This window comes from Sphingomonas sp. ABOLH, assembly GCF_003951715.1.
GTDB lineage: Bacteria > Pseudomonadota > Alphaproteobacteria > Sphingomonadales > Sphingomonadaceae > Sphingomonas > Sphingomonas hankookensis_A.
On record NZ_QQWV01000021.1, the window covers coordinates 17367 to 41740 of the forward strand.

The 24374-nt window shown below is 67.2% G+C and carries 17 protein-coding genes; 11 read left to right on the top strand and 6 right to left on the bottom strand.

Annotation, left to right across the window (positions count from 1 at the left end; genetic code table 11):
• The first annotated feature begins 7 nt into the window (after window positions 1-7).
• Both CA237_RS11300 and CA237_RS11305 read left to right on the top strand, forming a co-directional pair.
• Entirely contained in the window at window positions 8-532 is a 525-nt protein-coding gene (locus CA237_RS11300; protein WP_066693654.1) for a hypothetical protein, read from the top strand.
• Window positions 532-1053 carry a hypothetical protein gene (locus CA237_RS11305; protein WP_066693652.1) on the top strand — a complete coding sequence of 174 codons (522 nt, stop codon included), beginning with the start codon at window positions 532-534 and terminating at the stop codon, window positions 1051-1053. Before CA237_RS11300 ends, CA237_RS11305 begins: the two co-directional genes overlap by 1 nt.
• A gap of 597 nt (window positions 1054-1650) precedes the next feature.
• On the opposite strand, the gene CA237_RS11310 is transcribed toward CA237_RS11305, so the two are convergent.
• From CA237_RS11310 to rpoB, 4 genes are all read right to left on the bottom strand, one after another.
• Window positions 1651-2427 carry a formate/nitrite transporter family protein gene (locus CA237_RS11310; protein ID WP_126014103.1) on the bottom strand — a complete coding sequence of 259 codons (777 nt, stop codon included), beginning with the start codon at window positions 2425-2427 and terminating at the stop codon, window positions 1651-1653.
• 57 nt (window positions 2428-2484) lie between these two features.
• A complete protein-coding gene (locus CA237_RS11315) occupies window positions 2485-3558 on the bottom strand; it encodes a DUF5694 domain-containing protein (RefSeq protein ID WP_126014105.1) in 1074 nt (357 codons plus the stop codon).
• 260 nt (window positions 3559-3818) lie between these two features.
• Window positions 3819-8099 (bottom strand): DNA-directed RNA polymerase subunit beta', encoded by a 4281-nt coding sequence (gene rpoC, locus CA237_RS11320; protein WP_066693644.1) that lies wholly within the window; start codon window positions 8097-8099, stop codon window positions 3819-3821.
• Between the two features lie 129 nt (window positions 8100-8228).
• Entirely contained in the window at window positions 8229-12374 is a 4146-nt protein-coding gene (rpoB, locus tag CA237_RS11325; RefSeq protein WP_126014107.1) for a DNA-directed RNA polymerase subunit beta, read from the bottom strand.
• Window positions 12375-12732: 358 nt separating this feature from the next.
• Between rpoB and CA237_RS11330 the strand changes: the two genes are divergently transcribed.
• The 7 genes from CA237_RS11330 to CA237_RS11360 all read left to right on the top strand — a co-directional run bounded on the left by CA237_RS11330 (window position 12733) and on the right by CA237_RS11360 (window position 19050).
• Entirely contained in the window at window positions 12733-12891 is a 159-nt protein-coding gene (locus tag CA237_RS11330) for a hypothetical protein (protein WP_157092795.1), read from the top strand.
• 370 nt (window positions 12892-13261) lie between these two features.
• Window positions 13262-14434 carry a hypothetical protein gene (locus CA237_RS11335; protein ID WP_066693641.1) on the top strand — a complete coding sequence of 391 codons (1173 nt, stop codon included), beginning with the start codon at window positions 13262-13264 and terminating at the stop codon, window positions 14432-14434.
• A 73-nt stretch (window positions 14435-14507) separates the two neighbouring features.
• Entirely contained in the window at window positions 14508-15029 is a 522-nt protein-coding gene (locus CA237_RS11340; protein ID WP_066693630.1) for a DUF2975 domain-containing protein, read from the top strand.
• Window positions 15029-15259, top strand: a complete 231-nt coding sequence (locus CA237_RS11345; RefSeq protein WP_055789110.1) for a helix-turn-helix transcriptional regulator — start codon at window positions 15029-15031, stop codon at window positions 15257-15259. The genes CA237_RS11340 and CA237_RS11345 overlap by 1 nt, the downstream gene beginning before the upstream one ends.
• Window positions 15260-15279: 20 nt before the next feature.
• Window positions 15280-16704: a pitrilysin family protein gene (locus tag CA237_RS11350; protein WP_206432973.1), complete on the top strand. Its 1425-nt coding sequence runs from the start codon at window positions 15280-15282 to the stop codon at window positions 16702-16704.
• A 1-nt stretch (window position 16705) separates the two neighbouring features.
• Window positions 16706-18118, top strand: coding sequence for a pitrilysin family protein (locus tag CA237_RS11355; RefSeq protein WP_066693628.1), 1413 nt, complete (start codon window positions 16706-16708; stop codon window positions 18116-18118).
• A gap of 47 nt (window positions 18119-18165) precedes the next feature.
• Window positions 18166-19050, top strand: coding sequence for an alpha/beta hydrolase-fold protein (locus CA237_RS11360; protein WP_164523866.1), 885 nt, complete (start codon window positions 18166-18168; stop codon window positions 19048-19050).
• Between the two features lie 271 nt (window positions 19051-19321).
• Here CA237_RS11360 and rplL read toward each other — a convergent pair whose 3' ends face one another.
• Both rplL and rplJ read right to left on the bottom strand, forming a co-directional pair.
• Complete coding sequence (gene rplL / locus CA237_RS11365) at window positions 19322-19702, bottom strand: 50S ribosomal protein L7/L12 (RefSeq protein WP_066693624.1); 381 nt, start codon at window positions 19700-19702, stop codon at window positions 19322-19324.
• Between the two features lie 49 nt (window positions 19703-19751).
• Entirely contained in the window at window positions 19752-20267 is a 516-nt protein-coding gene (rplJ, locus tag CA237_RS11370; RefSeq protein ID WP_066693622.1) for a 50S ribosomal protein L10, read from the bottom strand.
• Between the two features lie 380 nt (window positions 20268-20647).
• On the opposite strand from rplJ, the gene CA237_RS11375 reads away from it, so the two are divergent.
• Both CA237_RS11375 and galA read left to right on the top strand, forming a co-directional pair.
• Window positions 20648-21391 (top strand): copper homeostasis protein CutC, encoded by a 744-nt coding sequence (locus CA237_RS11375; protein ID WP_066693618.1) that lies wholly within the window; start codon window positions 20648-20650, stop codon window positions 21389-21391.
• 24 nt (window positions 21392-21415) lie between these two features.
• Window positions 21416-24313 (top strand): beta-galactosidase GalA, encoded by a 2898-nt coding sequence (galA, locus tag CA237_RS11380; protein WP_336314565.1) that lies wholly within the window; start codon window positions 21416-21418, stop codon window positions 24311-24313.
• The last annotated feature ends 61 nt before the right edge of the window (window positions 24314-24374 follow it).

Sequence of the window (24374 nt, forward strand, 5' to 3'; positions counted from 1 at the left end):
GGGGGGCATGCGTATCCTGTTCCCCCTTTCCGCCGTCATCCTGCTGGCCGGGTGTGTACCGCCCGGTGCGCCGCCCGGGACCGAAGAGGTGCCGGCGCCCGCACAACGTCCGGTGCCGGTCCGGCCGACTCCGGTGGCACCGGTCGCCGACTGGCGCGACCTGCCGCGTACGCCGGGCGACTGGCAATATCGGGGCTTAAGCGGCGGATCGGCGGCGAGCTATGGCGTGCGCGGTGCCGCGCCGCTGGCGACGCTGACCTGCGACCGGGGGGCGGGTCAGGTGACGATGCTCTTTGCCACCGCGCGCCCCGTCGCCGGCCCCGTCACGATCCGCACGACCAGCACACAGCGGACACTGAACGTCCAGCTGATGGCGGGCGGGGTCGGGGTGGCGCTGCCCGCCAGCGACCGGTTGCTCGACGCGATCGGGTTCAGCCGGGGGCGGTTCGTGGTCGAAGGGACGCCGGTCGGGCGCCTGGTCCTGCCCGCCTGGGCCGAGGTGCTGCGCGTGACCGAGGATTGCCGCCGCTGATGCGGGGGCGGGCGCTGGTCGCGCTGCTGGCGCTGGCAGGCTGTTCGAGCGAACCGCCGCCGCCTGCGCCCAAGCCCACTGCCCGCGCGACACCCGCACCCCGCCCGACTCCGTCGCCGCGTGTGCTCAGGCCCGGGCAGTTGCCGACGCCCGAACTGGACGGGGCGGTGTCAGTGACCGGAACGTGGTCGGCGAAGCCCGGCGCGGCGACCTTTTCCGACGAGCAAGGCATCGTCTTCGCGATTCGCTGCGACCGGTCGGGCCGGCAAATCCTGCTGTCGCGCGGCCCCTTCGAGGGCGATTCGATCCGCCTGTTCACCGATGACGCCGCTGCGACCTTTCCGGCACAGATGGTCGACGGCGCGTTGGAGGCGGCGGTCAGCACCGGCCAGACCTTCCTCGACGCGCTGGCCAAGGCGGAGCGGTTCGGGATCACGTCGGGCAAGACCCCGGTGCTGCAGGTGCCCGGCAACAAGGCGATCGGTGCGGTGGTGCGGGGATGTCGCCCGGCGGGGCGCTGAACGCGGCCCGGGCGGTCGAGTATGGCGGAAACATCGTGCAATACAAGTCTTGTACGCAGGCCGCGGATGCCCCACGTTCGGGATGCGCACCGGTCGGTGCGTAACGGCTTTAACTAGCGAAAGGAGGTGATCCGATGTCTCATGGTTCAGCAATGGGGTCGGTTCAGTTCGTTCGGGAGACGCGCCGCTAAAGCGGGTCGGCCGCGTGCGGGGGGTATCCTCCCCCAGTCAACGCCGTGGCCCCATGCAAGCGGCTCGCATGGTCTCCCGGGCTGGAGCTTCCGGCCGCTGACCATGCTTGAGGTCGCCGGGCGTCGAGAGACCCCGGCGGCCTCTTTCATATTTGGGCGCGGGCGATCGTAACGGTCGCGACCGACCAACGACAGGTGGTTACCGTTCTCGTCATCCCGGACTTGATTCGGGGGGCCGCTGTATCGCCGACGTCGCAGAAGAAGCGGGACCCCGGATTAAGTCCGGGGTGACGGTGGAGCGGTTTTCCCGACGTCCCACAGACGTCGCCCCAGCGAAGGCTGGGGCCTCGAGCGGCTCTTGTCCCGTACGGTCATGGGGAGATTTGCCGGGGCGGGCCGGCGACGGTTACTTCGCCAGCACCCGATGCCCCGCCGCGAGGGTGATCGCCACCAGCGACCCGCCGACGATATTGCCCGCCGTCGCCAGTAACAGATTGCCGAGCAGCGGCCCGACCGGCACCGCCGCATGGTCCAGCGCCCAGGCGATCGGCAGCAGCGTCATGTTCGCCACCGAATGTTCGAACCCTGCCGCGACGAACAGCGCGACCGGGCCGATCACGGCAGCGATCTTGCCCGCGACGGTCTTGGCCCCCGTCGCCATCCAGACCGCGAGGCAGACCAGCATGTTGGCGAGCACGCCCGATGCGAGGAGTTCGCCCCAGTCCTTCGCCAGCTTGGTATCGGCAGTCTTCAGCGCCGCCTGTGCGACCGCGCCGTCGATCGCCTGCGGAGCGCCCGATGCGACGAACAATGCCGCGATGGCGAGGCTGCCGATCAGGTTCGCGACCCACACCGCGCTCCAGTCGCGCAGCGTCTCGCCGATGCCCAGCCGATCCTGCGCGGCGGGCAGGACCAGCATCGTGTTGCCGGTGAACAGCTGCGTGCCCGTGACCATCACCAGCATCAGTCCGACCGAAAAGGCGATGCCCGACAGCAATTGCGTCCCGCCACCCGGCGTCATCCCGGCCTGCGCGACCAGATAGCCGATCGCACCGAAGCCGATCTGCGCCCCCGCCGCGATGCCCAGCAGGACCATCGCGCCGAGCGGCGGGCTGGTCTTGGCCAGCATGGCGTCGTCGACGCTGTCGGCCAGCGTGTCGGCGGTTGCGTCGTCCTGCGCCATGGCATGTCCTCTCCTGTTATCCAGCGGACAACGACCGGACGCCGCGCCGGCTCCGGATCAGCGCAGCAGCGGCATCACATCGACGATGCGGACGTCGTGCATCTGGTGCAGATACGCCTCCAGATACGGCTTGTGCGATGCACCGACGACGACCAGCGCGCGCATCCCCGGCGCCTCGCCCAGCATGTCGCGGATGTTGGCGGCCATGCGCAGGTTGCGGGTTTCCCAATAGGCGACATATTGCCGGCCGAAACGCTGGGGGGAGGGTTCCTCCAGCGCGGCGCCGAAGTCGCTGTCGAACGCGATCTGCCCCTGACCCGGCGCGTTATAGCCGCGATAGGCGGTCAGCACGCCTGCGCTCGTGGCCAAATCGCCCTGCATCGCGTCGATCGCCGCCATCCGCCGCTTGAGCACCGGATTGTCCCATGCGGCCTGCATCGCCTTGCCATAGGCGGCTTCCTCCGCCTTCGGCATCGCGCGATCGGCGCTATGGTCGTCCATCGCATAGACGCGCTGGAGGCCGAGCCGCGCGGCCAGTCGTGCCGCGATCATCAGGCTTTCGTCGCGGCGGGTCTCCAAGGTGGTCAGTCGCGCGACCAGCACGGCGTCCAGGCCGTCGCCGGCCTTGCGCTCGGCGACCGGCAGCCGCAGCCACTGCACCAGCGCCGATGCCGGTTCGCCGCCGGCCAGGAACAGGGCCGCCAGCTTGCGCCGGTCGGCCGGCCTGGGCGTGGCCGGCAACGTCGCCAGCAACGCTTCGAACGCCGCATTGGCGGCGGGCACATCGAGCCCCGTCGCGGCTCTGGCCGGTGCCGGGTCCCAGCAATAGTCCGGCACGGTATCGGCATAGCGATAGGGGTAGCGGCGCAGTTGATCGCATTGCGCGCCGGACAGCGCCTCGATCGCAATCGCCTGCGGCTTCCACGCCGCCAGCCGGTCGAGCAGCGGGGCGAGTGCCTCCGGGCGGAACCGGTCGGGCAGTTGCGACAGATGCGGCGAGCCGAGCACCATGACGTCGTTGGCCGGGCCGGTCCGCGGCCCCTTGTGCGCCGATGGGTCAAAGTCGGTGCGATAGGTCTGGGCGGCCGCCGGCGCGGCGAGCAGCAGGAGCGCGAACAGGATGCGGTGCATGGGTCCCCCTTGGTTCGCGGGAGGGTAGGACGCGCACGCGGGGGAGGGAAGGTGGCTGCTTGCCGGGACGTGCCTTCCCTTCCGTCACCCCGGACTTGATCCGGGGTTCCGCTTCTTCCTGTACGATGGCCCGATAGAAGCGGGACCCCGGGGCAGGCCCGGGGTGACGTGTTGGTGTGTGCGGTGCCTTGCTCCCCAAAACGAAACCGCCGCCCGGTTGCCCGGACGGCGGTTCGTTCAACGCACGAAGACCCGAACGATCAGTCGTTCAGATATTCGCCCGCATCGGCGTCGGTGCCGGTGCCCGAGGGCACGACATCGGCCAGCGGATCGCTGACGCCCTGGCCGTCGCGGGGCGAACGGGCCAGTTCGGCGGCATGCTCTTCCTCGGCCGAGTTCGGCGCGATGAAGCCCGCCAGCGCGCGCTGCTGGGCACGCAGCGCCGCATCGCGCGACGATGCCGCGACGCGCAGGCGGTTCATGCCGGCACCGGTGCCCGCCGGGATCAGGCGGCCGACGATGACGTTTTCCTTCAGACCGTTCAGGCTGTCGATCTTGCCCTGCACCGACGCTTCGGTGAGGACGCGGGTCGTTTCCTGGAACGATGCAGCCGAGATGAAGCTGCGGGTCTGGAGCGACGCCTTGGTGATGCCGAGCAGCACCGGCTTGCCCTGTGCCGGGGCCAGACCCGGCGCGAGCTTCGCATTGGCTTCGTCCATCTCGTCACGGTCGAGTTGTTCGCCGGCGAGCAGGGTGGTGTCGCCACCGTCGGTGATCTCGACCTTCTGCAGCATCTGACGAACGATCGTCTCGATGTGCTTGTCGTTGATCTTCACGCCCTGCAACCGGTAGACGCCCTGGATTTCGCTGACGAGATATTCGGCCAGCGGCTCGATGCCGAGCGTTTCCAGAATGTCGTGCGGGTTCGGCGAACCACCGATCAGGTTGTCGCCGCGCTTGACGTAATCGCCTTCCTGAACGTCGATCACCTTCGACTTCGGGATCAGATACTCGACGACCTCGCCGCCATCCTCGGGCTGGATGCCGATCTTGCGCTTCGCCTTGTAATCCTTGCCGAACACGACGCGGCCCGAAACCTTGGCGATGATCGCCGCCTCCTTCGGGATGCGCGCCTCGAACAGCTCGGCGACGCGCGGCAGACCGCCGGTGATGTCGCGGGTCTTGGCCGATTCACGGGCGACACGGGCGAGAACGTCGCCCGCCTGTACCTGTGCACCGTCCTCGACCGACAGCACCGCGCCCGGCGCCAGCATGTAGCGCGCGGCCTCGCCCGAATTCGCATCGAGCAGGGTCATGCGCGGACGCAGATCCTCCTTCGACTTCGACGTCGCGCGATATTCGATGATCTCGCGCTGGGCGATACCGGTCGCTTCGTCGACGCGCTCGGTGACCGTCTTGTTCTCGATCAGGTCGATGAACTTCACGGTACCGGCGGTTTCGGTGATGACCGGCGCGGTGAACGGGTCCCATTCCGCCATGCGGTCGCCCTGCGAAACGATGTGACCATCGTCGAACAGCACATACGCACCATAGGGGATGCGGTGGACCGAAAGGTCGCGGCCGTCCATGTCGACGATCGCGATCTCACCCGAACGGCTGAGCACCACCCGGCGCCCGCGCTGATCCTCGATCAGGCGCAGGTCGCGGAACTCGACCGTGCCGTCGACCGGCGCTTCGAGGTTCGACTGTTCGTTCAGCTGTGCCGCACCACCGATGTGGAAGGTACGCATCGTCAGCTGCGTGCCCGGCTCACCGATCGACTGCGCCGCGATGACGCCGACCGCTTCGCCGATGTTCACCGGCGTACCGCGCGCGAGGTCGCGGCCGTAGCAGGTGCCGCAGACGCCGACCTTGGCTTCGCAGACCAGCGGGCTGCGGATCTTCATCGCCTGAAGACCCATCGCCTCGATCTTCGCGACCATGGCTTCGTCGAGCAGCGTTCCGGTCGGGAACACGACTTCGCCGGTCTTCGGATCGACCACGTCCTCTGCCGTGGTCCGGCCGAGGATGCGTTCGCCGAGCGACGCGATGGTCGCGCCGCCTTCGATGATCGAGCGCATTTCGAGCGCACGCTGGGTACCGCAATCGTCCATGATGACGACGCAGTCCTGGCTGACGTCGACCAGACGGCGGGTCAGATAGCCCGAGTTCGCCGTCTTGAGCGCCGTATCCGCGAGGCCCTTGCGGGCGCCGTGGGTCGAGTTGAAATATTCAAGGACGGTCAGGCCTTCCTTGAAGTTCGAGATGATCGGCGTTTCGATGATCTCGCCCGACGGCTTCGCCATCAGCCCCCGCATGCCGGCCAGCTGCTTGATCTGCGCCTGCGAACCGCGGGCACCCGAGTGGGCCATCATGTAGATCGAGTTGATCGGCTTCTCGCGACCCTTCATCGGACCTTCCTCGTAGCGGCGGACCGCCTTGATTTCGTCCATCATGCTGGTCGCGACCTGATCGCCGCAACGGCTCCAGGCGTCGATCACCTTGTTGTACTTTTCCTGCTGCGTGATCAGGCCGTCCTGATACTGCTGCTCGAAGTCCTTCACCTGATCGCGGGTCTCGTCGACCAGCTTGTCCTTGTCCGGCGCGATCAGCATGTCGTCCTTGCCGAACGAGATGCCGGCACGGAACGCGTGGCGGAAGCCCAGCGCCATGATCGCGTCGGCGAACAGCACGGTCTCCTTCTGACCGGTGTGGCGATACACCTCGTCGATGACGTCGCCGACGTCCTTCTTGGTCAGCAGGCGGTTGACCGTGTCGAACGGCACCTTGTGCGACTTCGGCAGGCATTCGCCCAGCAACATGCGACCCGGGGTGGTCTCATAGCGCTTGAGATACTGCTGACCATTCTCGTCGGTTTGCGGAACGCGGCTGACGATCTTGGTGTGCAGCGTGACGGCGCCGGCGTGCAGTGCCTGATGCACCTCCGCCATGTCGCCCAGCAGCATGCCTTCGCCCGGCTCGCCGGTCTTTTCCATCGACAGATAGTAGAGACCCAGCACCATGTCCTGCGACGGCACGATGATCGGCTTGCCGTTGGCGGGCGACAGGATGTTGTTGGTCGACATCATCAGGACGCGCGCTTCCAGCTGCGCTTCGAGCGACAGCGGAACGTGCACGGCCATCTGGTCGCCGTCGAAGTCGGCGTTGAACGCCGAGCAGACCAGCGGGTGCAGCTGGATCGCCTTGCCCTCGATCAGCACCGGCTCGAACGCCTGGATGCCCAGACGGTGCAGCGTCGGCGCGCGGTTCAGCATGACCGGGTGCTCGCGAATGACTTCGTCGAGGATGTCCCAGACTTCCTTGCGTTCCTTCTCGACCCACTTCTTGGCCTGCTTCAGGGTCATCGACAGACCCTTGGCGTCCAGACGCGCGTAGATGAACGGCTTGAACAGCTCGAGCGCCATCTTCTTCGGCAGGCCGCACTGGTGCAGCTTGAGTTCCGGGCCGGTCACGATGACCGAACGACCCGAATAGTCGACGCGCTTGCCGAGCAGGTTCTGGCGGAAGCGGCCCTGCTTGCCCTTCAGCATGTCGGACAGCGACTTCAGCGGACGCTTGTTGGCGCCGGTGATCGTGCGGCCGCGACGGCCGTTGTCGAACAGCGCGTCGACCGCTTCCTGCAACATGCGCTTTTCGTTGCGGACGATGATGTCCGGCGCGCGCAGTTCCATCAGCCGCTTCAGGCGGTTGTTGCGGTTGATGACGCGGCGGTACAGGTCGTTCAGGTCCGACGTCGCGAAGCGGCCGCCGTCGAGCGGCACCAGCGGACGCAGTTCGGGCGGAATGACCGGCACGACGTCGAGGATCATCCATTCGGGACGGTTGCCCGATTCCAGGAAGCTCTCAACGACCTTCAGCCGCTTGATGATCTTCTTGGGCTTCAGTTCCGACTTGGTGACGGCCAGCTCTTCGAGCAGGTCCCGCTTTTCACCCTCGAGGTCGAGGTCGATCAGCATCTGCTTGACCGCTTCGGCGCCGATCCCGGCCGAGAACGCGTCCTCGCCATACTGGTCCTGCGCGTCGAGCAGTTCGTCCTCGGTGAGGAGCTGATACTTTTCCAGCGCGGTCAGGCCCGGCTCGATCACGATGTACGATTCGAAGTACAGCACGCGCTCGAGCTGCTTGAGCTGCATGTCGAGCAGCAGGCCGATGCGCGACGGCAGCGACTTCAGGAACCAGATGTGCGCGACCGGGGCGGCCAGTTCGATATGGCCCATCCGCTCACGGCGGACCTTCGACACCGTGACTTCGACACCGCACTTTTCGCAGACGATGCCCTTGTACTTCATGCGCTTGTACTTGCCGCACAGGCATTCGTAATCCTTGATCGGACCGAAGATGCGCGCGCAGAACAGGCCGTCACGTTCCGGCTTGAACGTGCGATAGTTGATCGTCTCAGGCTTCTTGATCTCGCCGAACGACCACGAGCGGATGCGCTCCGGCGAGGCGATGCCGATCTGGATCTGGTCGAAGGTCTCCGGTTTGGCCACCGGGTTCGCGAAATTGGTCAGTTCGTTCATGATCTTACCTCATAGCCCTCTCTCCTTCAGGGGAGAGGGTTGGGAGAGGGGAAGTGCGGAGAGGGTAGCGGGCTGGACTGCCCCTCTCCCCGACCCTCTCCCCGCGAGCGGGGAGAGGGAGAAGGTCGCTTATTCCGCCGCCTCGGCCAGTCCGTCATTCTCCTCCAGGCTGCTCAACTCGATGTTGAGGCCCAGCGAGCGCATTTCCTTGACCAGCACGTTGAAGCTCTCGGGGATGCCGGCCTCGAAGGTGTCGTCGCCCTTGACGATCGCTTCATAGACCTTGGTGCGGCCGACCACGTCGTCGGACTTCACCGTCAGCATTTCCTGGAGCGTGTAGGCGGCGCCATAGGCTTGGAGCGCCCACACTTCCATTTCCCCGAAGCGCTGGCCACCGAACTGCGCCTTGCCGCCCAGCGGCTGCTGGGTGACGAGGCTGTACGGCCCGATCGAACGCGCGTGGATCTTGTCGTCGACCAGATGGTGCAGCTTCAGCATGTAGATGATGCCGACGGTGACCATCCGGTCGAACTGGTCGCCGGTCCGCCCGTCGAACAGCACCGACTGACCCGAGCTGTGCAGCCCGGCCAGCTGCAGCATGTCCGACACGTCGCTCTCACGCGCGCCGTCGAACACCGGGGTGCCCATCGGAACGCCCGTGCTGATGTTCTGGACCAGCTCGGCCAGCTGCTCGTTCGAACGCGTGTCGAGGTCCTCGGCATAGTGATCGCCGTAGATCTCCTTCAGGCGATCCTTGACCGCCGCCGGCATTTCGCCCGCGACCGCATCCGGGTTCGCCTCGCGCCAGTCGCGCAGCGACCGTGCGACCTGCATACCCAGGTTGCGCGCCGCCCAGCCAAGGTGCGTTTCGAAGATCTGCCCGACGTTCATGCGCGACGGCACGCCCAGCGGGTTCAGCACCAGGTCGACCGGCGTTCCGTCTTCGAGGAACGGCATGTCTTCCTGCGGCAGGATGCGCGAGATGACACCCTTGTTGCCGTGACGGCCGGCCATCTTGTCGCCCGGCTGCAGCTTGCGCTTCACCGCGACGAAGACCTTGACCATCTTGAGCACGCCCGGCGGCAGCTCGTCGCCCCGCTCCAGCTTCTCGCGGCGATCGTGGAACTTGTCGGTGATACGCTTCACCGCCTCGTCATACTGCGCCTTGATCGCTTCGAGGTTGCCCTGCGCCGCGTCGTCGGCGACGGCGAAACGCCACCACTCATGCTTTTCCACGCTGTCGAGCAGGTCGCGGTCGATGACCACGCCCTTCTTCACGCCCTTGGGCGCGGCCGTCGCGGTCTGCCCTTCGAGCATTTCGCGCAGGCGCGACCAGGTCGCCCGGTTGAGGATGCCGCGCTCGTCGTCCGAGTCCTTCTTCAGGCGCTCGATCTCCTCGCGCTCGATCGCCATCGCGCGCTCGTCCTTGTCGATGCCGTGGCGGTTGAAGACGCGGACGTCGACGACCGTACCCGACACGCCCGGCGGCAGGCGCAGCGAGGTGTCGCGCACGTCGCTGGCCTTTTCACCGAAGATCGCGCGCAGGAGCTTTTCCTCCGGCGTCATCGGCGATTCGCCTTTGGGCGTGATCTTGCCGGCCAGAATGTCGCCCGGCTCGACCTCGGCACCGATATAGACGATGCCAGCCTCGTCGAGGTTGCGCAGCGCCTCTTCACCCACGTTCGGGATGTCGCGGGTGATGTCTTCCGGCCCGAGCTTGGTGTCGCGGGCCATCACCTCGAACTCGTCGATATGGATCGACGTGAACACGTCGTCCTTCACGATCCGCTCGCTGATGAGGATCGAGTCCTCATAGTTGTACCCATTCCACGGCATGAACGCGACGAGCGCGTTGCGGCCCAGCGCCAGCTCGCCGAACTCGGTCGACGGGCCATCGGCGATGACCTCACCGGCCTTCACCACATCGCCCACCTTCACCAGCGGACGCTGGTTGATGCAGGTCGACTGGTTCGAACGCTGGAACTTCATCAGCGTGTAGATGTCGACACCGCTCTCGGTCGCATCGACCTCACCGGTCGCGCGGATCACGATGCGGGCCGCATCGACCTGATCGACCACGCCCGCCCGCTTGGCGGAGATCGCGGCGCCCGAATCGCGCGCCACGGTCTCTTCCATGCCGGTGCCGACGAACGGCGCTTCCGCCTTCACCAGCGGCACCGCCTGGCGCTGCATGTTCGAACCCATCAGCGCGCGGTTGGCGTCGTCGTTTTCCAGGAACGGAATGAGCGACGCGGCGACCGACACCAGCTGCTTCGGCGACACGTCCATCAGCGTGACGTTCTCGGGCAGCGCCATCAGGAATTCGCCGGCCTGACGGGCCGACACCAGTTCCTCGGCGAAGCTGCCATCCTCGTTCAGCGCGGCCGACGCCTGCGCGACGGTGTGCTTCTGCTCTTCCATCGCCGACAGGTACACGACCTCGTCCGACACCTTGCCGTCGATGATGCGACGATACGGGGTCTCGATGAAGCCGTACTTGTTGACGCGGCTGAAGGTAGCCAGCGAGTTGATCAGACCGATGTTCGGGCCTTCCGGCGTTTCGATCGGGCAGATACGGCCATAATGGGTCGGGTGAACGTCGCGGACTTCGAAGCCGGCGCGCTCACGCGTCAGACCGCCCGGCCCGAGCGCCGAGACGCGACGCTTGTGCGTCACTTCGGACAGCGGGTTGGTCTGGTCCATGAACTGCGACAGCTGGGACGAACCGAAGAACTCGCGCACCGCGGCAACCGCCGGCTTCGCGTTGATGAGGTCGTTCGGCATGACGGTCGATACGTCGACCGACGACATGCGCTCCTTGACCGCACGCTCCATGCGCAGCAGCCCGACGCGATACTGGTTTTCCAGCAGCTCGCCGACCGAACGCACGCGACGGTTGCCGAGGTTGTCGATATCGTCGACTTCGCCCTTGCCGTCCTTCAGGTCGACCAGCGTCTTGACGACGGCCAGAATGTCCTCGCTGCGCAGCGTGGTCACCGTGTCCGGCGTGTCGAGGTCGAGGCGCATGTTCAGCTTGACGCGGCCGACGGGCGACAGGTCGTAGCGCTCGGGATCGAAGAACAGCCCTGCGAACAGCGCTTCGGCGGTTTCCAGCGTCGGCGGTTCGCCGGGGCGCATCACGCGATAGATGTCCGACAGCGCCTGTTCGCGCTCCTCGGCCTTGTCGACGTTCAGCGTGTTGCGGATCCACGGACCGGTCGACACATGGTCGATGTCGAGCAGTTCGATCCGCTCGATGCCGGCCTGGTCGAGCAGTTCGAGATTCTCGGGCGAAACCTCGTCACCGGCTTCGATATAGATCTGGCCGGTCTGTTCGTTGATCAGGTCATAGGCGCTGTAGCGGCCGAAGATTTCCTCGGTCGGGATCAGCAGGTCGGCCAGCCCGTCCTTGCCCGCCTTGTTGGCGAGGCGCGGCGAAATCTTGGTGCCGGCCGGGAACACGACTTCGCCGGTGTTGGCGTCGACGATGTCGAACGCCGGCTTCTGGCCACGCCAGTTTTCCGGCGCATACGGAATGCGCCAGCCGCCTTCGCCACGGACGAAGGTCACGCGGTTGTAGAAGTGGTTGAGAATGTCCTCGCCCGTCATGCCCAGCGCATAGAGCAGCGACGTCACCGGCAACTTGCGCTTGCGGTCGATGCGGACGTTGACGATGTCCTTGGCGTCGAATTCGAAATCGAGCCACGACCCGCGATACGGGATCACGCGCGCGGCAAAGAGATACTTGCCGCTGGCGTGGGTCTTGCCGCGGTCATGGTCGAACAGCACGCCCGGCGAACGGTGCATCTGCGACACGATCACGCGCTCGGTGCCGTTGATGAAGAAGGTGCCGTTCTCGGTCATGAGCGGCATGTCGCCCATGTAGACGTCCTGCTCCTTGATATCGAGGACCGAGCGGGCCTCGGTATCGGCGTCGACCTCGAACACGATCAGGCGCAGCGTGACGCGCATCGGTGCCGCATAGGTGATGCCGCGCTGACGGCATTCCTCGACGTCGAACTTGGGATCTTCCAGTTCGTAGGTGACGAAGTCCAGCTCGGCGGTGCCGGCGAAGTCGCGGATCGGGAATACCGACCGCAGCGTCTTCTCAAGCCCGGAAACATAGCCGATCGACGGGTCGCTGCGCAGGAACTGTTCGTAGCTCTCGCGCTGAACCTCGATCAGGTTCGGCATCTGCACCACTTCGTGGATGTCGCCGAACACCTTGCGGATGCGGCGCTTGTGCGTGCCGGTTGCGGTTGCCTTGGTCGCCATGGGGTCGTGGGCCTCGCTTGCAGTCAAATCTCGTGCCCGGTGGCCACCGGGCTGGCGTGCAAACAGGACGACGAAAGCCGCGTCACCCACCGGGGGCCGCAGCTGATCGAGCGTCCTGGAATGGCGACAGGCCCATACATGCAATGCGCTGCGCGACGACGCATTCTTTCCCGGTCCTGAAGCAAGCCAGCCATATAGAAGCCGGGGCGGGGCCTGTCAACGCGGTGGAACTTTTTGGGTAGTGTCTCAGTTTGAAAATCGATGTTGATCCGGTGGCATCCGGCACTCGTCTCCTGTATGCTTAGCACATGTGCCGAACAGTGATGTCGAGCGCCAGAATCTCATGGTTCGCAGGCTCATGCGCTGGTTCATCCGCGTCGCCTACGCATTCTCCAAAAAGTTCGACAACCACGTCCATGCGTCGTCGCTCTACTTCGTGTTCTACAACTTCGGCCGCATCCATAAGACCCGGCGCATGTCGTCCGCGATTGCCGTTGGTCTAACTGACCGCCTGTAGTCGTCGGACGATGTAATCGCGCGGATTGACGTGGACGCACCACCGCCTAACTGTCGAGGGCGATGCAAGAAGCGGGGATTGGCGGTATGAAGCCCGGCCGGGTCAAAGCCGACCTAGAGCGCCGTCTAGGGCGTTCGCTTACGGAAGAGGAAGACAAAGTCCTTCGCGGGCAACGCATCTATGGCGTAACGGCCGGACGGTCTGCGAAGGAAACAGGACGAGCGATGCGGAAGGCCGTTTTGAGCTGTCGAAATCAAAGCTGAGGCACTATCGAACCATTCTCTCGGTTGGGCGCGCATTCGGCTCGCTTCGTCGTATCCGGGGCCAGGGCAGGCTGACGCGGAGGCAAAAACCCCGGTTGAGGGCTGTCATGCAGTTCCACCTTCCGCTCGCGGCGCTCGTCGCGATCCTCGCCGTGCCCGCCGCCGCGCAGCAGACGTCGCCCGGCGGGTCGATCCCGATCTACGACATCACGCCGCAGGCGGTGCCGACTCCGTCGCCCACGCCGACCGCGTCGCCGACTCCGCGCGCGACGCCCACGCCGACGCCGCGCCCGACCGCAGCCGCCGCACCCCGGCCGGTCGCGATCCCGACCCCACGCGCGACCGCCACGCCCGCCGCGCCGCGCCCGACGCCCAGCCCCACGCCCGCGCCCACTCCGCAGGCGGAACCGGTGCCGGCTGCCGAGCCGACCTATGTCGGGCAACCGGTCCTGCCGCTGCCGACGCCCGAGCCATCGGCACAGCCGGCACCGGCACCGACTCCGTCGCCCGAGGCGACACTGGCCGCGCCGGCGTCGACGGCCGACACGGTGCCGTGGTGGCTGTGGTTCCTCGGCGGTGTCGCCGTGGCGAGTGGCGTCGCCTTCGCGCTGAGCCGTCGCCGCAACGCGGCCGAGCCACACTACGAGCCGGCGCCGTTGGTGCCGGAACCGCCCGCGCCGCCGCCCGTGCCACCGGTTCCGGTCACCCCGGCGCCGCAACCCGTCCGCCCGCCCGTCGCCCCCGCTGCTCCGGTGACGCCGCCCACGCCGGTCGCACCGACGCCCGGACCGTTCCTCGAATTTCAGCTCGCACCGCTCAGGGTCGGGCTGGAGGGGGATCGTGCGCTGCTCGATTTCGACCTGACCGTCGGCAATCCGGCATCGATGGCGGTGGCGGAGGTCCGCATCGCCACGCTGCTGATCACCGCCAATGCGCAGCAGGACGAACAGATCGCGGCATTCTTCTCCGACGCCGACAAGCGCGGGCTCGACCCGTTCCCGCTGGGGGGCGGCGAACGTCGCCATCTGGAAGCGACGATGGCGCTGCCGCGCGCGGCGGTGAACATCGTGCAGGCCAACGACCGCGCCTTCTTCGTGCCGATGATCGCGATCGACGCGCGCTATCGCTGGGACGACGGTCGCGAATCGCGCACCACGGCGGCGTTCATGGTCGGTCCGGCCGCGCCGCAGGGCAAGCTTGCCCCGATCTTTGCCGATCGCGGCGACCGCATGGTCGATCGGCTGGAAGTACGATTGCACGGCCAGGTCCGCCGGACGTAAGCCGGATCGCATCGGCTATTGCCGATTATCGATATCCGGCCTAGCGTTCGGTTCAACGGGAGAAGGGGGCGGCATGGTGCGGCGTGACCGGATATTGCGATTCACCGTCGCGGTGCTGCGCGTCCTGCTGGTCCTCAACATCGCCTTTGCGTTCGCGTTCCTGATCGGAACGCTGGCCAGCTTTCCGTTCCACGACCTGCTCGCCGGGCGCATCGCCGTGAAATATCCGGCCGCCGATGTCGAACGGGTCGTCGGCGGCATCCGGGCGCTGCTGTTGCTGGGCGTCGCGGCCTCGGTGCCGGCGCATGTCATCTTTTCGCGGCTGATCGCGATCATCGGCACCGTATTGGCGGGGGAAACCTTCGCGTCGCCCAATGCCCGGCGGGTGCGGGCGATCGGCTGGGCGCTGCTCGCCATCCAGTTGCTCGACGTGCCGCTATGGCTGATCGTGCCGAGCTTTGCCGGCATGAACATCCGGCTCGACGGGTCGTCGGTGTCGATCGGCGGCTGGCTGTCGGTGCTGGTCGCCTTCATCCTCGCCCGCGTGTTCGCCGAAGGGGCGGCGCTGCGCGAAGATCTCGAGGGAACGGTCTGATGGCGGTGCTGGTCCGCCTCGACGAGGTGCTGCAGGCCCGGCGCATGACGCTGACCGAACTGGCGCAGGCGGTCGACATCACGCTCGCCAACCTGTCGATCCTGAAGACGGGCAAGGCGCGTGCGATCCGCTTCACGACGCTGGACGCCATTTGTCGCGTGCTGGAATGCCAGCCGGGCGATATTCTGGTCCATGCCGATACGGGCGAGGAATCCGATACCGACGACTGAACAGCAAAGGGGGGACGGACATGACGGGGTTGATGAAGCGGCTGTTGCTGGGGGCGGCGCTGGCCGCATTGCCGGCGATGGCGACCAGCGCGGCGGCGCAGCAGCGCCCGACCGCCGCAACCGCTGCCGCCGCGCCGGCGAAGCTCGCGATCGACATGCGCTACCTGACGCTGCCCAACGAGCTGCGGGTCGTGCTCTCGCGCGATACGCTGGCCCCGACGGTCACCGTCGGCGTCTATTACGGCATCGGCTTTCGCGTCGAACCGCGCGACCGCACCGGCTTTGCCCATCTGTTCGAACATCTGATGTTCCAGGGGTCGCAGAACGCGCCCAAGGGCGTGTTCATCAGCACGATCAGCAACGCCGGCGGCGTGCTGAACGGATCGACCCGGTTCGACTTCACCAATTATTTCGAGATCGCGCCGTCGAACGCGCTGGAGCGCATCCTGTGGCTGGAGGCCGACCGCATGGCGCGGCCGGTCATCGACGATACGGTGCTGAAGAACCAGCAGGGCGTCGTCGGCAACGAGGTGAAGGTCAACGTCCTCAACCAGCCCTACAGCACCTGGCCATGGATCGACCTGCCGATGCTGGCCAATACCAACTGGTATAACAGCCACAATTTCTACGGCGACCTGAAGGAGATCGAGGCGGCGACCGTCGCCGATGCGAAGCAGTTCCATTCCGCCTTCTACCGCCCGAACAACGCCGTCCTCGTCGTCGCGGGGGACATCGACTATGCGCAGGCCGAGGCGATGGTCCGCAAGCATTTCGGCCCCCTGCAAAAGGGTGCGCCGGTCACGTTGCCCGACCTCAGCGAACCGCGCCAGACGGCCGAGAAGGTGCGCAGCCGCGTCGATGCGCTGGCGCCCAAGCCCGGCTGGGCGGCGGGCTATCACATGCCGCCGCGCGGCACGCCCGAATGGTATGCGATGGGGCTGATCGACCAGATGCTGGTGCAGGGCGACGACAGCCGCCTGGTCCGCAAGCTGAAATCGGAAACCGGCATCACCGGCGACCTGTCGGGCGGGATCAACGCCTATCTGGGCACCATGTATAACTACAACGGCCCGATGCTGTGGGCGTTCAACTTCACCCACGACCCGAAATTCAGCGATGCGCAGATCCGGCAGGCGGTCGATGGCGTGATCGACGGGTTGCGCACCACGCCGGTCACCCAGGCCGAACTGGACCGCGCCCGCACCAAGCTGCGCTCCGACCTCTATTCGTCGGTCGATGGCGGGATGCGGATCGGGCTGATCGACCTGCTCGCCGTCTATGCGCTGTTCGACAATGATCCGCAGGCGGTGAACCGCATCGAATCCGGCTTCGCGAAGGTCACGCCTGCGCTGATCCAGAAGACGGCGGTTGAATATCTGCGCCCCACCAACCGCTCGATCTACACCATCCAACCCGGCACTGCCGCAGCCCAGGGAGCCAAGTGAGATGCGCCGTTCGATCCTTCTCGCCGGCCTCGCGCTGATCGCCGCGCCGCTCGCCGCGCAGACCCAGCCGCCGGCCTTGCCCGCACCGCCGATCGGTGCGCCCAAGCCGTTCAGCGTTCCCGCGTCCGAAAGCTATCAGTTGCCCAACGGCATGGGCGTGACGCTGATCCCCTATGGCAATGCGCCCAAGGTCACGGTCGTGCTGCAGGTCTATGCCGGCAATTTGGAGGAAGGTCGCGATACGTGGCTGGCCGACCTGACCGGCGACATGCTGAAGGAAGGGGCGGGGGCCCGCGACTCCGCGGCGCTCGCCACCGCCGCCGCCGGCATGGGCGGCAATCTCGGCGTGCGGGTAAGCTCGACCGGAACGTCGATCAGCATGAGCGGGCTCAGCGAATTCGCGCCGCAGGCCGTGGCGCTGGTCGGCGATGTCGCGCGGCGCCCGGCCTTTCCGGCCAGCGAGTTCGCGCGGGTCAAGGCGAACAGCGCGCGGTCGCTGGCGCAGATGCTCGCCCAGCCGGGGATGCTGGCCGATTACGCGCTGGCGCGGGCGACCTATGGCGACCATCCCTATGCCCGGACCATGCCGACGCCGGCACAGCTCGACGGCTATACGCTCGACCAGGTGAAGCGCTTCTACGCCACGAATTTCGGGGCGCAGCGCGCGCGGCTCTATATCGCCGGGCGGTTCGATCCGGCGGCGGTCAAGGCCGCGGTCCGCCAAGCGTTCGGTGATTGGCAGAAGGGGCCGGCGCGGCTGTCGCTGGTGCCGACCGCTGCGCCGGGGCCGCGCATGGTGCTGGTCGACCGGCCGGAGGCGCCGCAATCGACGATCCGGCTGAGCTGGCCGGCGCCGCTGGCGGGTAGCGAAGGCGACATTCCGATGCGCGTCGCCAATGCGCTGCTCGGCGGCAGCTTCTCGTCGCGGATCACCCGCAACATTCGCGAGGACAAGGGCTATACCTATTCCCCCGGTTCGGGCATCAGCCAGCGCCCGGGCGACGCCGCCTGGACCTTCGACGCCGATGTGACGACCGCAGTGACCGGCCCGTCGCTGAAGGAAGTGTTCCAGGAAATCCGCACGCTGCAATCGACGCCCCCCGGCGATGCCGAGGCGGCGGGGATGCGCAGCTACAATGCCGGCCTGTTCGTGCTGCGCAGTTCGGACAGTGCGTCGCTGATCGGACAGCTGGCGACGCGCGACGCGCTGGGGCTGCCGGCCGACTGGCTCGACCGCTACGTCCCGGCCACGATGGCGGTGACCGATGCCCAGTTCAGCAGCGCGATCCGGGATGCCCTGCCGCTCGACAAGTTCACGCTGGTCGTGGTCGGGGATCTGGCGAAGGTGAAGCCGCAGCTCGACGCGCTACCCGAACTGAAGGGCGTGCCGGTGCAGACGGTAACGGTGCCCTGATGCGCGCGGCCGGGGCGGTGCGGTCGCCCCGGTTCCGGGAGAATGCCATGCCCCGCTGGATCGCCTTCCTTATCGCCATGACGGCGGCGCCGGCGGCGGCGCAGGTCGTTCCGGCGGGACGACCGGTCGAGATCGGCACCAGCTATCAGATCGCTGCGCCGACGCTGGGCGACGAGCGGCAGGTCAATGTCTGGCTGCCGCCCGGCTACGACCGCTCGCAGGGGCGCTATCCGGTGGTCTATCTGCTCGACGGTGCGGTCGATCAGGATTTCGGGCATGTGGCCGGGCTGGCGAGCCTCGCCTCGCTCAGCTGGACGTTCGGGCCGTTCATCGTAGTCGGAATCCAGACGAAGCAGCGGCGGGCGGAGCTTACCGGGCAACCCGTCGACCCGCGCTACCGCTCCGCCTTTCCCGAAAGCGGCGGGGCGACACGGTTTCGCCGGTTTCTGCGCCAGGACGTCATCCCGTTCGTCGAGGCGCGGTTCCGCACCGATGGGCGGCGGGCGATCATGGGCGAGTCGCTGGCCGGGCTGTTCGTGATCGACACGCTGCTGAACGAGCCGGCGCTGTTCACCGACTATGTCGCGATCAGTCCCAGCCTGTGGTGGGACGATCGGCGGGCGCTGCGAACCGGCCTCTCGGAACGCCTGTCGCGGGCGGCGGGCAAGCGCCTGTTCGTTGCGGTCGCCGACGAAGGCGGGACGATGCAGGATGGAGTCGACCGGTTGCGAGCGGCGGTGGCGGCCTTGCCACCCGGGCGGGTGACGTTGCGCTATGCCGATCACGGCAGGTCGGCGACGCATGGCACCGTGTATCACCGCGCTGCGGAAGAGGCGCTGCGCTGGCTCTATCCCGCCGAGCCCGATGATGCCGGGCCGACGCCGTGGTTCATGATCGAGGGGGCATCGCCGCCAGCTGTCACGGCGCGGTGACGCGGCTGGCCGTTGTTCGCCGACGCCTTGCGCATGGGAGGGGTTGTCGCCGCCGGTTTTGGTGACGGCCGCTGCCGGTTGATCGGCGTGCCGGAGCCTGGGGCGCATCATCAAAAAAGGGGCAGCCCGTTGCCGGACTGCCCCTTTTTCTGGTCGAGCCGGGATGGAAGTGAATTCCATCCCGTCGGTCGGGCCGTTCGGCCCGCCGGCCGGCCTTGTGGGAGTGCGGGGCAGCAGCGCTGCTCCGCCTCTCCGCCTCTCCCACTGCGGCTTACTTGACTTCGACGGTCGCGCCGGCGCCTTCGAGCTGCGCCTTGATCTTGTCGGCTTCGTCCTTCGACACGCCTTCCTTGACGGCCTTCGGAGCGCCTTCGACCAGCGCCTTGGCTTCGGTCAGGCCGAGACCGGTGATGGCGCGGACTTCCTTGATGACGTTGATCTTCTTGCCACCGTCGCCGGTGAGGATCACGTCGAACTCGGTCTTTTCTTCAGCGGCAGGCGCGCCACCGGCGGCGCCACCGGCGGCCGGAGCGGCGGCAACGGCAGCAGCGGCCGAAACGCCCCACTTTTCTTCGAGCAGCTTCGACAGTTCAGCCGCTTCGAGGACGGTCAGCTCGCTCAGCTGTTCGACGATCGCGTTCAGGTCAGCCATGATATTCTCCGTAAATCAGATAGGGTTGTGTTGGTGCAGAAGCGCCCGATCAGGCGGCTTCCTTCTCCGCATATGCCGACAGCACGCGCGCGATCTGAGCCGCGGGTGCCTGCGTGATGGTCGCCAGCTTCGTTGCCGGGGCAACGATGAGGCCGACCAGCTTGGCGCGCAGTTCGTCGAGCGAGGGCAGCGAGGCCAGGGCCTTCACGCCGTCCGCGTCGAGGATCTGGCCGCCCATGGCGCCGCCGACGATCTCGAGCTTGTCGTTCGTCTTGGCGAAGTCGTTGATGATCCGCGCCGCAGCGACGGGATCGGTCGACGTCGCCAGCGCCGTCGGGCCGGTCAGCAGGTCCGACAACACCGCGTACGGCGTGCCTTCCGCTGCGATCCGGGCAAGACGGTTCTTCGAGACCTTGTAGCTCGCGCCGGCTTCGCGCATCTTGTTGCGCAGGGCCGTCGACTGGGCGACGGTCATGCCGAGGTTGCGGGTGACGACCACCACGCCGACCTCGTTGAAGGTGCGGTTCAGCTCGGCGACGGCTTCACTCTTCTGAGTGCGATCCATGCCGTTCTCCTTTACTGGGGCGTCACCCGGCAGAACCGGAAACGCCCGCGAACAATCCGCCCGTCGCGGGTTGCGACGACCGGGGCGAAAGTCCGTGAGGGGCATGGTCGCCATGCGGAGCCCGCGCCGATGCGAGGTAACCCTTCATGGCCGGCCCGTCGTGCCTCGGCACGAACAGGCGGAATAACACATTCCCCGTCTCGGCAGGACATTAAGCGGGGAACCCGCACCTGCTGTCTCGGACGGACGTCGCACACAGGACGAATCCCCATGCGACGGCTGGCCGCGCGCTTACGCGTGGCGACCGACCAAGTCAAGCGTGCGAAGCGGCTTGACCCCGCCGCATCTCGCTTCATTAGTCAGATAATTCTGGAGGGGCCATGCCGCGTACGACACTGGAAATCTGCATCGACAGCGTCGCGGGGTGCGGTGCCGCGATCGCGGGCGGGGCGGACCGGATCGAACTATGCGGGGCGTTGTCGGTCGGGGGACTGACGCCTTCGGCAGGGCTGGTGGCGGAGGTCCTGCATCTGGCCGGAGCGGCCGGCGTGCGGGTACATGCGATGGTCCGGCCGCGCGCGGGGGACTTCGCCTATGACGCGCGGGAGCTCTCGACCGCCATTTCCGAGGGGAAGGCGCTGATCCTCGCGGGCGTCGACGGGCTGGTATTCGGTGCCGCACGCCACGGTAGCCTCGATCGCGACGCGCTGACATCGTGGATCAACGCGATGCGGGCGGTGCGCGCCGATATCGACCTGACCCTGCACCGTGCGGTCGATCTGCTCGCCGATCCGGTCGCGGCGGTCGAACAGGCCATTACATTGGGATTTCAGCGTATCCTGACTTCCGGTGGCGCAGTCCGCGCCATCGATGGCGCAGGGATGATCCGGGCGATGCGCGAGCAGGCGGCGGGACGGATTGCGGTGATGCCGGGATCGGGCGTCCGGCCCGACAATGTTGCGACGCTTCTGGCTGCAACCGGGGCGGAGGAGGTCCATGCCTCCGCCAGCGCCCCGGTCGTGCAGGACGATCCGCGCGTGCAGGCGCTGGGCTTTGCCGGGCCGGGACTGGCGCGGACCGATGAAGCGATCGTGCGTGCGCTGCGCGCGGCGATCGACGCCTGACGGGGGAGGGAAAGAATGAACTTCGTGCCGATCGATCGCCGGACGCTGCTGGCGGGAACTGCGGGGACGCTCGCGACGGCCGGGCTGCCGCTGTCGGCACGGGCGGCGCGGCGCGATGCGGAGCCGAGCGGACTGCTGCACGGTCTGTCGCCGCGCCCGGGCCTGCCCGAACGGTTGCCGGCCGAGGACCCGTCGCGCACCCTGCTGTCGCACGGCTGGTTGTTCCACGAAGGCGATATCGTGCCGCCCGCGCCGCAGACGCATGACGAGACCTATACCAATGCCAAGGCCGGCAATGCGCGCGGCGCGGCGGCGATGGATTATGACGATACCGACTGGGCACAGGTCAGCGTGCCGCACGACTGGGCATCGGCGCAGGGCTTTGTCGAGACGGCGAATGTCGCGCAGGGGTATCGCCCGCGCGGGATCGGCTGGTATCGGCGCACGCTGCGGCTGGAGCCGGAAGACCGGGGCAGGAAGCTCGAACTCCATTTCGGGGCGATCGCGACCGCCGCGACGATCTGGATCAACGGCAGCGTCGTCGCGCGCAACTTCTCCGGCTACAACGCGATCACCATCGACCTGACGCCGTTCGCGCGGTTCGGGGACGAACTGAACGTCATCGCCATCCGGGTCGATGCCACGGCGATGGAGGGTTGGTGGTATGAAGGTGCTGGCCTGTACCGCCATGTCTGGCTCGCGAAGCGGTCGCCGGTATCGATCGCGACGGATGGCGTGCATTGCGACCCGCGCCTCGGCAGCGACGGGCGTTGGACGGTGCCGGTGTCGGTCGCGCTGGAGAGTATCGCGCGTGCGCCTGCGACCGCGACCATCATGGTCGACCTGCTCGACCCCACGGGCAAGGTCGTCGCCAGCGCGCGCGGACAGGCGCAGTTGCAACCGCTGGGCGGGGTGGAGGTCAGCCTGTCGCTGCCGGTCGACAACCCGCAGCGCTGGTCGATCGAGCGCCCCACGCTCTACACCGTCCGCGTCACCACCGACGCGCCGGGCGGCGGCGACGAACGGCGCATCGCGATCGGTTTCCGCACGATCCGCTTCGATGCGCAGGCCGGCTTCTTCCTGAACGAGCAGCCGGTGAAGCTGAAGGGCGTATGCCTGCATCAGGATCATGCCGGCGTCGGCGTCGCGGTGCCCGACGCGCTGCTCGCATGGCGGTTGCAACGGATGAAGGATACCGGCGTCAACGCCATCCGCTGTTCGCACAATGCGCAGGCCGACGCCTTCTATCAGCTGTGTGATCGGATGGGGTTCGTCGTGATGGACGAAAATCGCATCTTCAACCCCGCTCCTGAGAATATGGCGCAGCTGGAATGGCTGGTGAGGGCGCATCGCAATCACCCCAGCATCATCCTGTGGTCGGTGTTCAACGAGGAACCGATGCAGGGCACCGAAGCGGGCGTCGAGATGGTGCGGCGGATGGCGGCGCGCGTCCATGCGCTCGACGACAGCCGCCCGGTGACGGCGGCGATGAACGGCAGCTTCTACGATCCCCAGAACGTGTCGAGCGTCGTCGATGTGATGGGGTTCAATTACTATCAGGGCGATTACGACAAGTTCCACGCGCTGAACCCCGCCAAGCCCAGCACGTCGTCGGAAGACACCAGCGCGTTCATGACGCGCGGCGCCTATGCGACCGACAGGGCCGCCCATGTCATGTCGTCGATGGATACCGAGGCGGCGCCATGGGGGGCGACGCATCGCCAGGCCTGGGCGGAGATGGCCAAGCGCCGCTTCATCGCCGGCGGGTTCGTGTGGACCGGGTTCGACTATCATGGTGAGCCGACGCCGTTCACCTGGCCGACCATCGCCAGCTTCTTCGGCATTCTCGACCTGTGCGGCTTCCCCAAGACCGCGTACGACATTCATCGCGCCCACTGGATCGACGACCAGCCGGTGGTCGGCATCGCGCCGCACTGGACCTGGCCGGGCAAGGAGGGGCAGCCGGTCGAGCTGCTCGTCACCAGCAATGCCGAGCGGGTGCGGGTGGTGCTGAACGGGCGGATGATCGGCGAGCAGGCGGTCGACCGGATCATGGGGAATGCCTTCACCGTGCCCTATGTGCCGGGGACGCTGGAGGCGGTGGCGCTGAAGGGCGGGCGCGAGGTCGCGCGGGCGGTGCATGAGACGGCGGGGGCGGCGGTCGCGCTGCGGCTGACGCCGGCGCGGCGGCAGATGCTGGGCGATAACGAGGACGTCGTGCCGGTCACGATCGATGCGGTCGACGCCAAGGGGCGGCATGTCCCGACCGAAAACCGGATGACACGCTTTACGATCGATGGCGCAACGCTGATCGGCGTCGGCAACGGCGATCCGAACAGCCATGAGAGTGAGAAGGCGCCCGAACGCTCGCTGTTCAACGGCCTGGCGCAGATGCTGGTGCAGGCGGGCGAGGGGCGTGGGCGGGGGACAATCGTCGCCACCGCCGACGGGCTGCGGCCGGCGCGGCTGGTGATCGACCGGGTGGCCGCGACCCCGCGGGCGCAGGTCGAGGTGACGCCGCCGGGTGCGTTCATCCTCGGCTGGCGACGGTCGAAGTCGTTCGCGACCGCGCCCGATCCGGGCATGACCCCGCCGGTGAACGACAATAACAGCTGGGACTTCACCCGCAGCGGCACGCCTGCTGCGCCGGAGAGCGGGCCGTCGTTCCGTTTGTACCGCGCGGTGTTGCCCGAGCGGCGGCGGGTGATGGCGCAGGGCGGGACGCTGAGCTTCGCGCAGGTCGAGGGGCGGGCGAGCGTCTATGTCGACGGGCGGCAGGTCGGGGCGAAGACCGACCCGGCGGCCGGTGCGCTGGTGGTGCCGGTGCCGGCCGGAGCGAAGGGGGTGGCGGTGCTGATCGAGGCGGTGCCGGGTGCGCGGTCTGGGATTACCGGGGCGGTGCGGCTGGTGCCGAAGGGGTAGGGCGCCCTACCTCCCGTTATCCCCTCCCCCCGTTCGGTTCGAGCAGCTTCGAGCTTGTCGA

Coding starts and splice junctions, on each gene's coding strand:
- rpoC (WP_066693644.1), bottom strand. CDS start 8,099: ATGAACGAACTGACCAATTTCGCGAACCCGGTGGCCAAACCGGAGACC.
- rpoB (WP_126014107.1), bottom strand. CDS start 12,374: ATGGCGACCAAGGCAACCGCAACCGGCACGCACAAGCGCCGCATCCGC.
- CA237_RS11335 (WP_066693641.1), top strand. CDS start 13,262: ATGCAGTTCCACCTTCCGCTCGCGGCGCTCGTCGCGATCCTCGCCGTG.
- rplJ (WP_066693622.1), bottom strand. CDS start 20,267: ATGGATCGCACTCAGAAGAGTGAAGCCGTCGCCGAGCTGAACCGCACC.
- CA237_RS11345 (WP_055789110.1), top strand. CDS start 15,029: ATGGCGGTGCTGGTCCGCCTCGACGAGGTGCTGCAGGCCCGGCGCATG.
- CA237_RS11375 (WP_066693618.1), top strand. CDS start 20,648: ATGCCGCGTACGACACTGGAAATCTGCATCGACAGCGTCGCGGGGTGC.
- CA237_RS11355 (WP_066693628.1), top strand. CDS start 16,706: ATGCGCCGTTCGATCCTTCTCGCCGGCCTCGCGCTGATCGCCGCGCCG.
- rplL (WP_066693624.1), bottom strand. CDS start 19,702: ATGGCTGACCTGAACGCGATCGTCGAACAGCTGAGCGAGCTGACCGTC.
- CA237_RS11340 (WP_066693630.1), top strand. CDS start 14,508: ATGGTGCGGCGTGACCGGATATTGCGATTCACCGTCGCGGTGCTGCGC.
- CA237_RS11360 (WP_164523866.1), top strand. CDS start 18,166: ATGCCCCGCTGGATCGCCTTCCTTATCGCCATGACGGCGGCGCCGGCG.
- CA237_RS11310 (WP_126014103.1), bottom strand. CDS start 2,427: ATGGCGCAGGACGACGCAACCGCCGACACGCTGGCCGACAGCGTCGAC.
- CA237_RS11350 (WP_206432973.1), top strand. CDS start 15,280: ATGACGGGGTTGATGAAGCGGCTGTTGCTGGGGGCGGCGCTGGCCGCA.
- CA237_RS11300 (WP_066693654.1), top strand. CDS start 8: ATGCGTATCCTGTTCCCCCTTTCCGCCGTCATCCTGCTGGCCGGGTGT.
- CA237_RS11315 (WP_126014105.1), bottom strand. CDS start 3,558: ATGCACCGCATCCTGTTCGCGCTCCTGCTGCTCGCCGCGCCGGCGGCC.
- CA237_RS11305 (WP_066693652.1), top strand. CDS start 532: ATGCGGGGGCGGGCGCTGGTCGCGCTGCTGGCGCTGGCAGGCTGTTCG.
- CA237_RS11330 (WP_157092795.1), top strand. CDS start 12,733: ATGCGCTGGTTCATCCGCGTCGCCTACGCATTCTCCAAAAAGTTCGAC.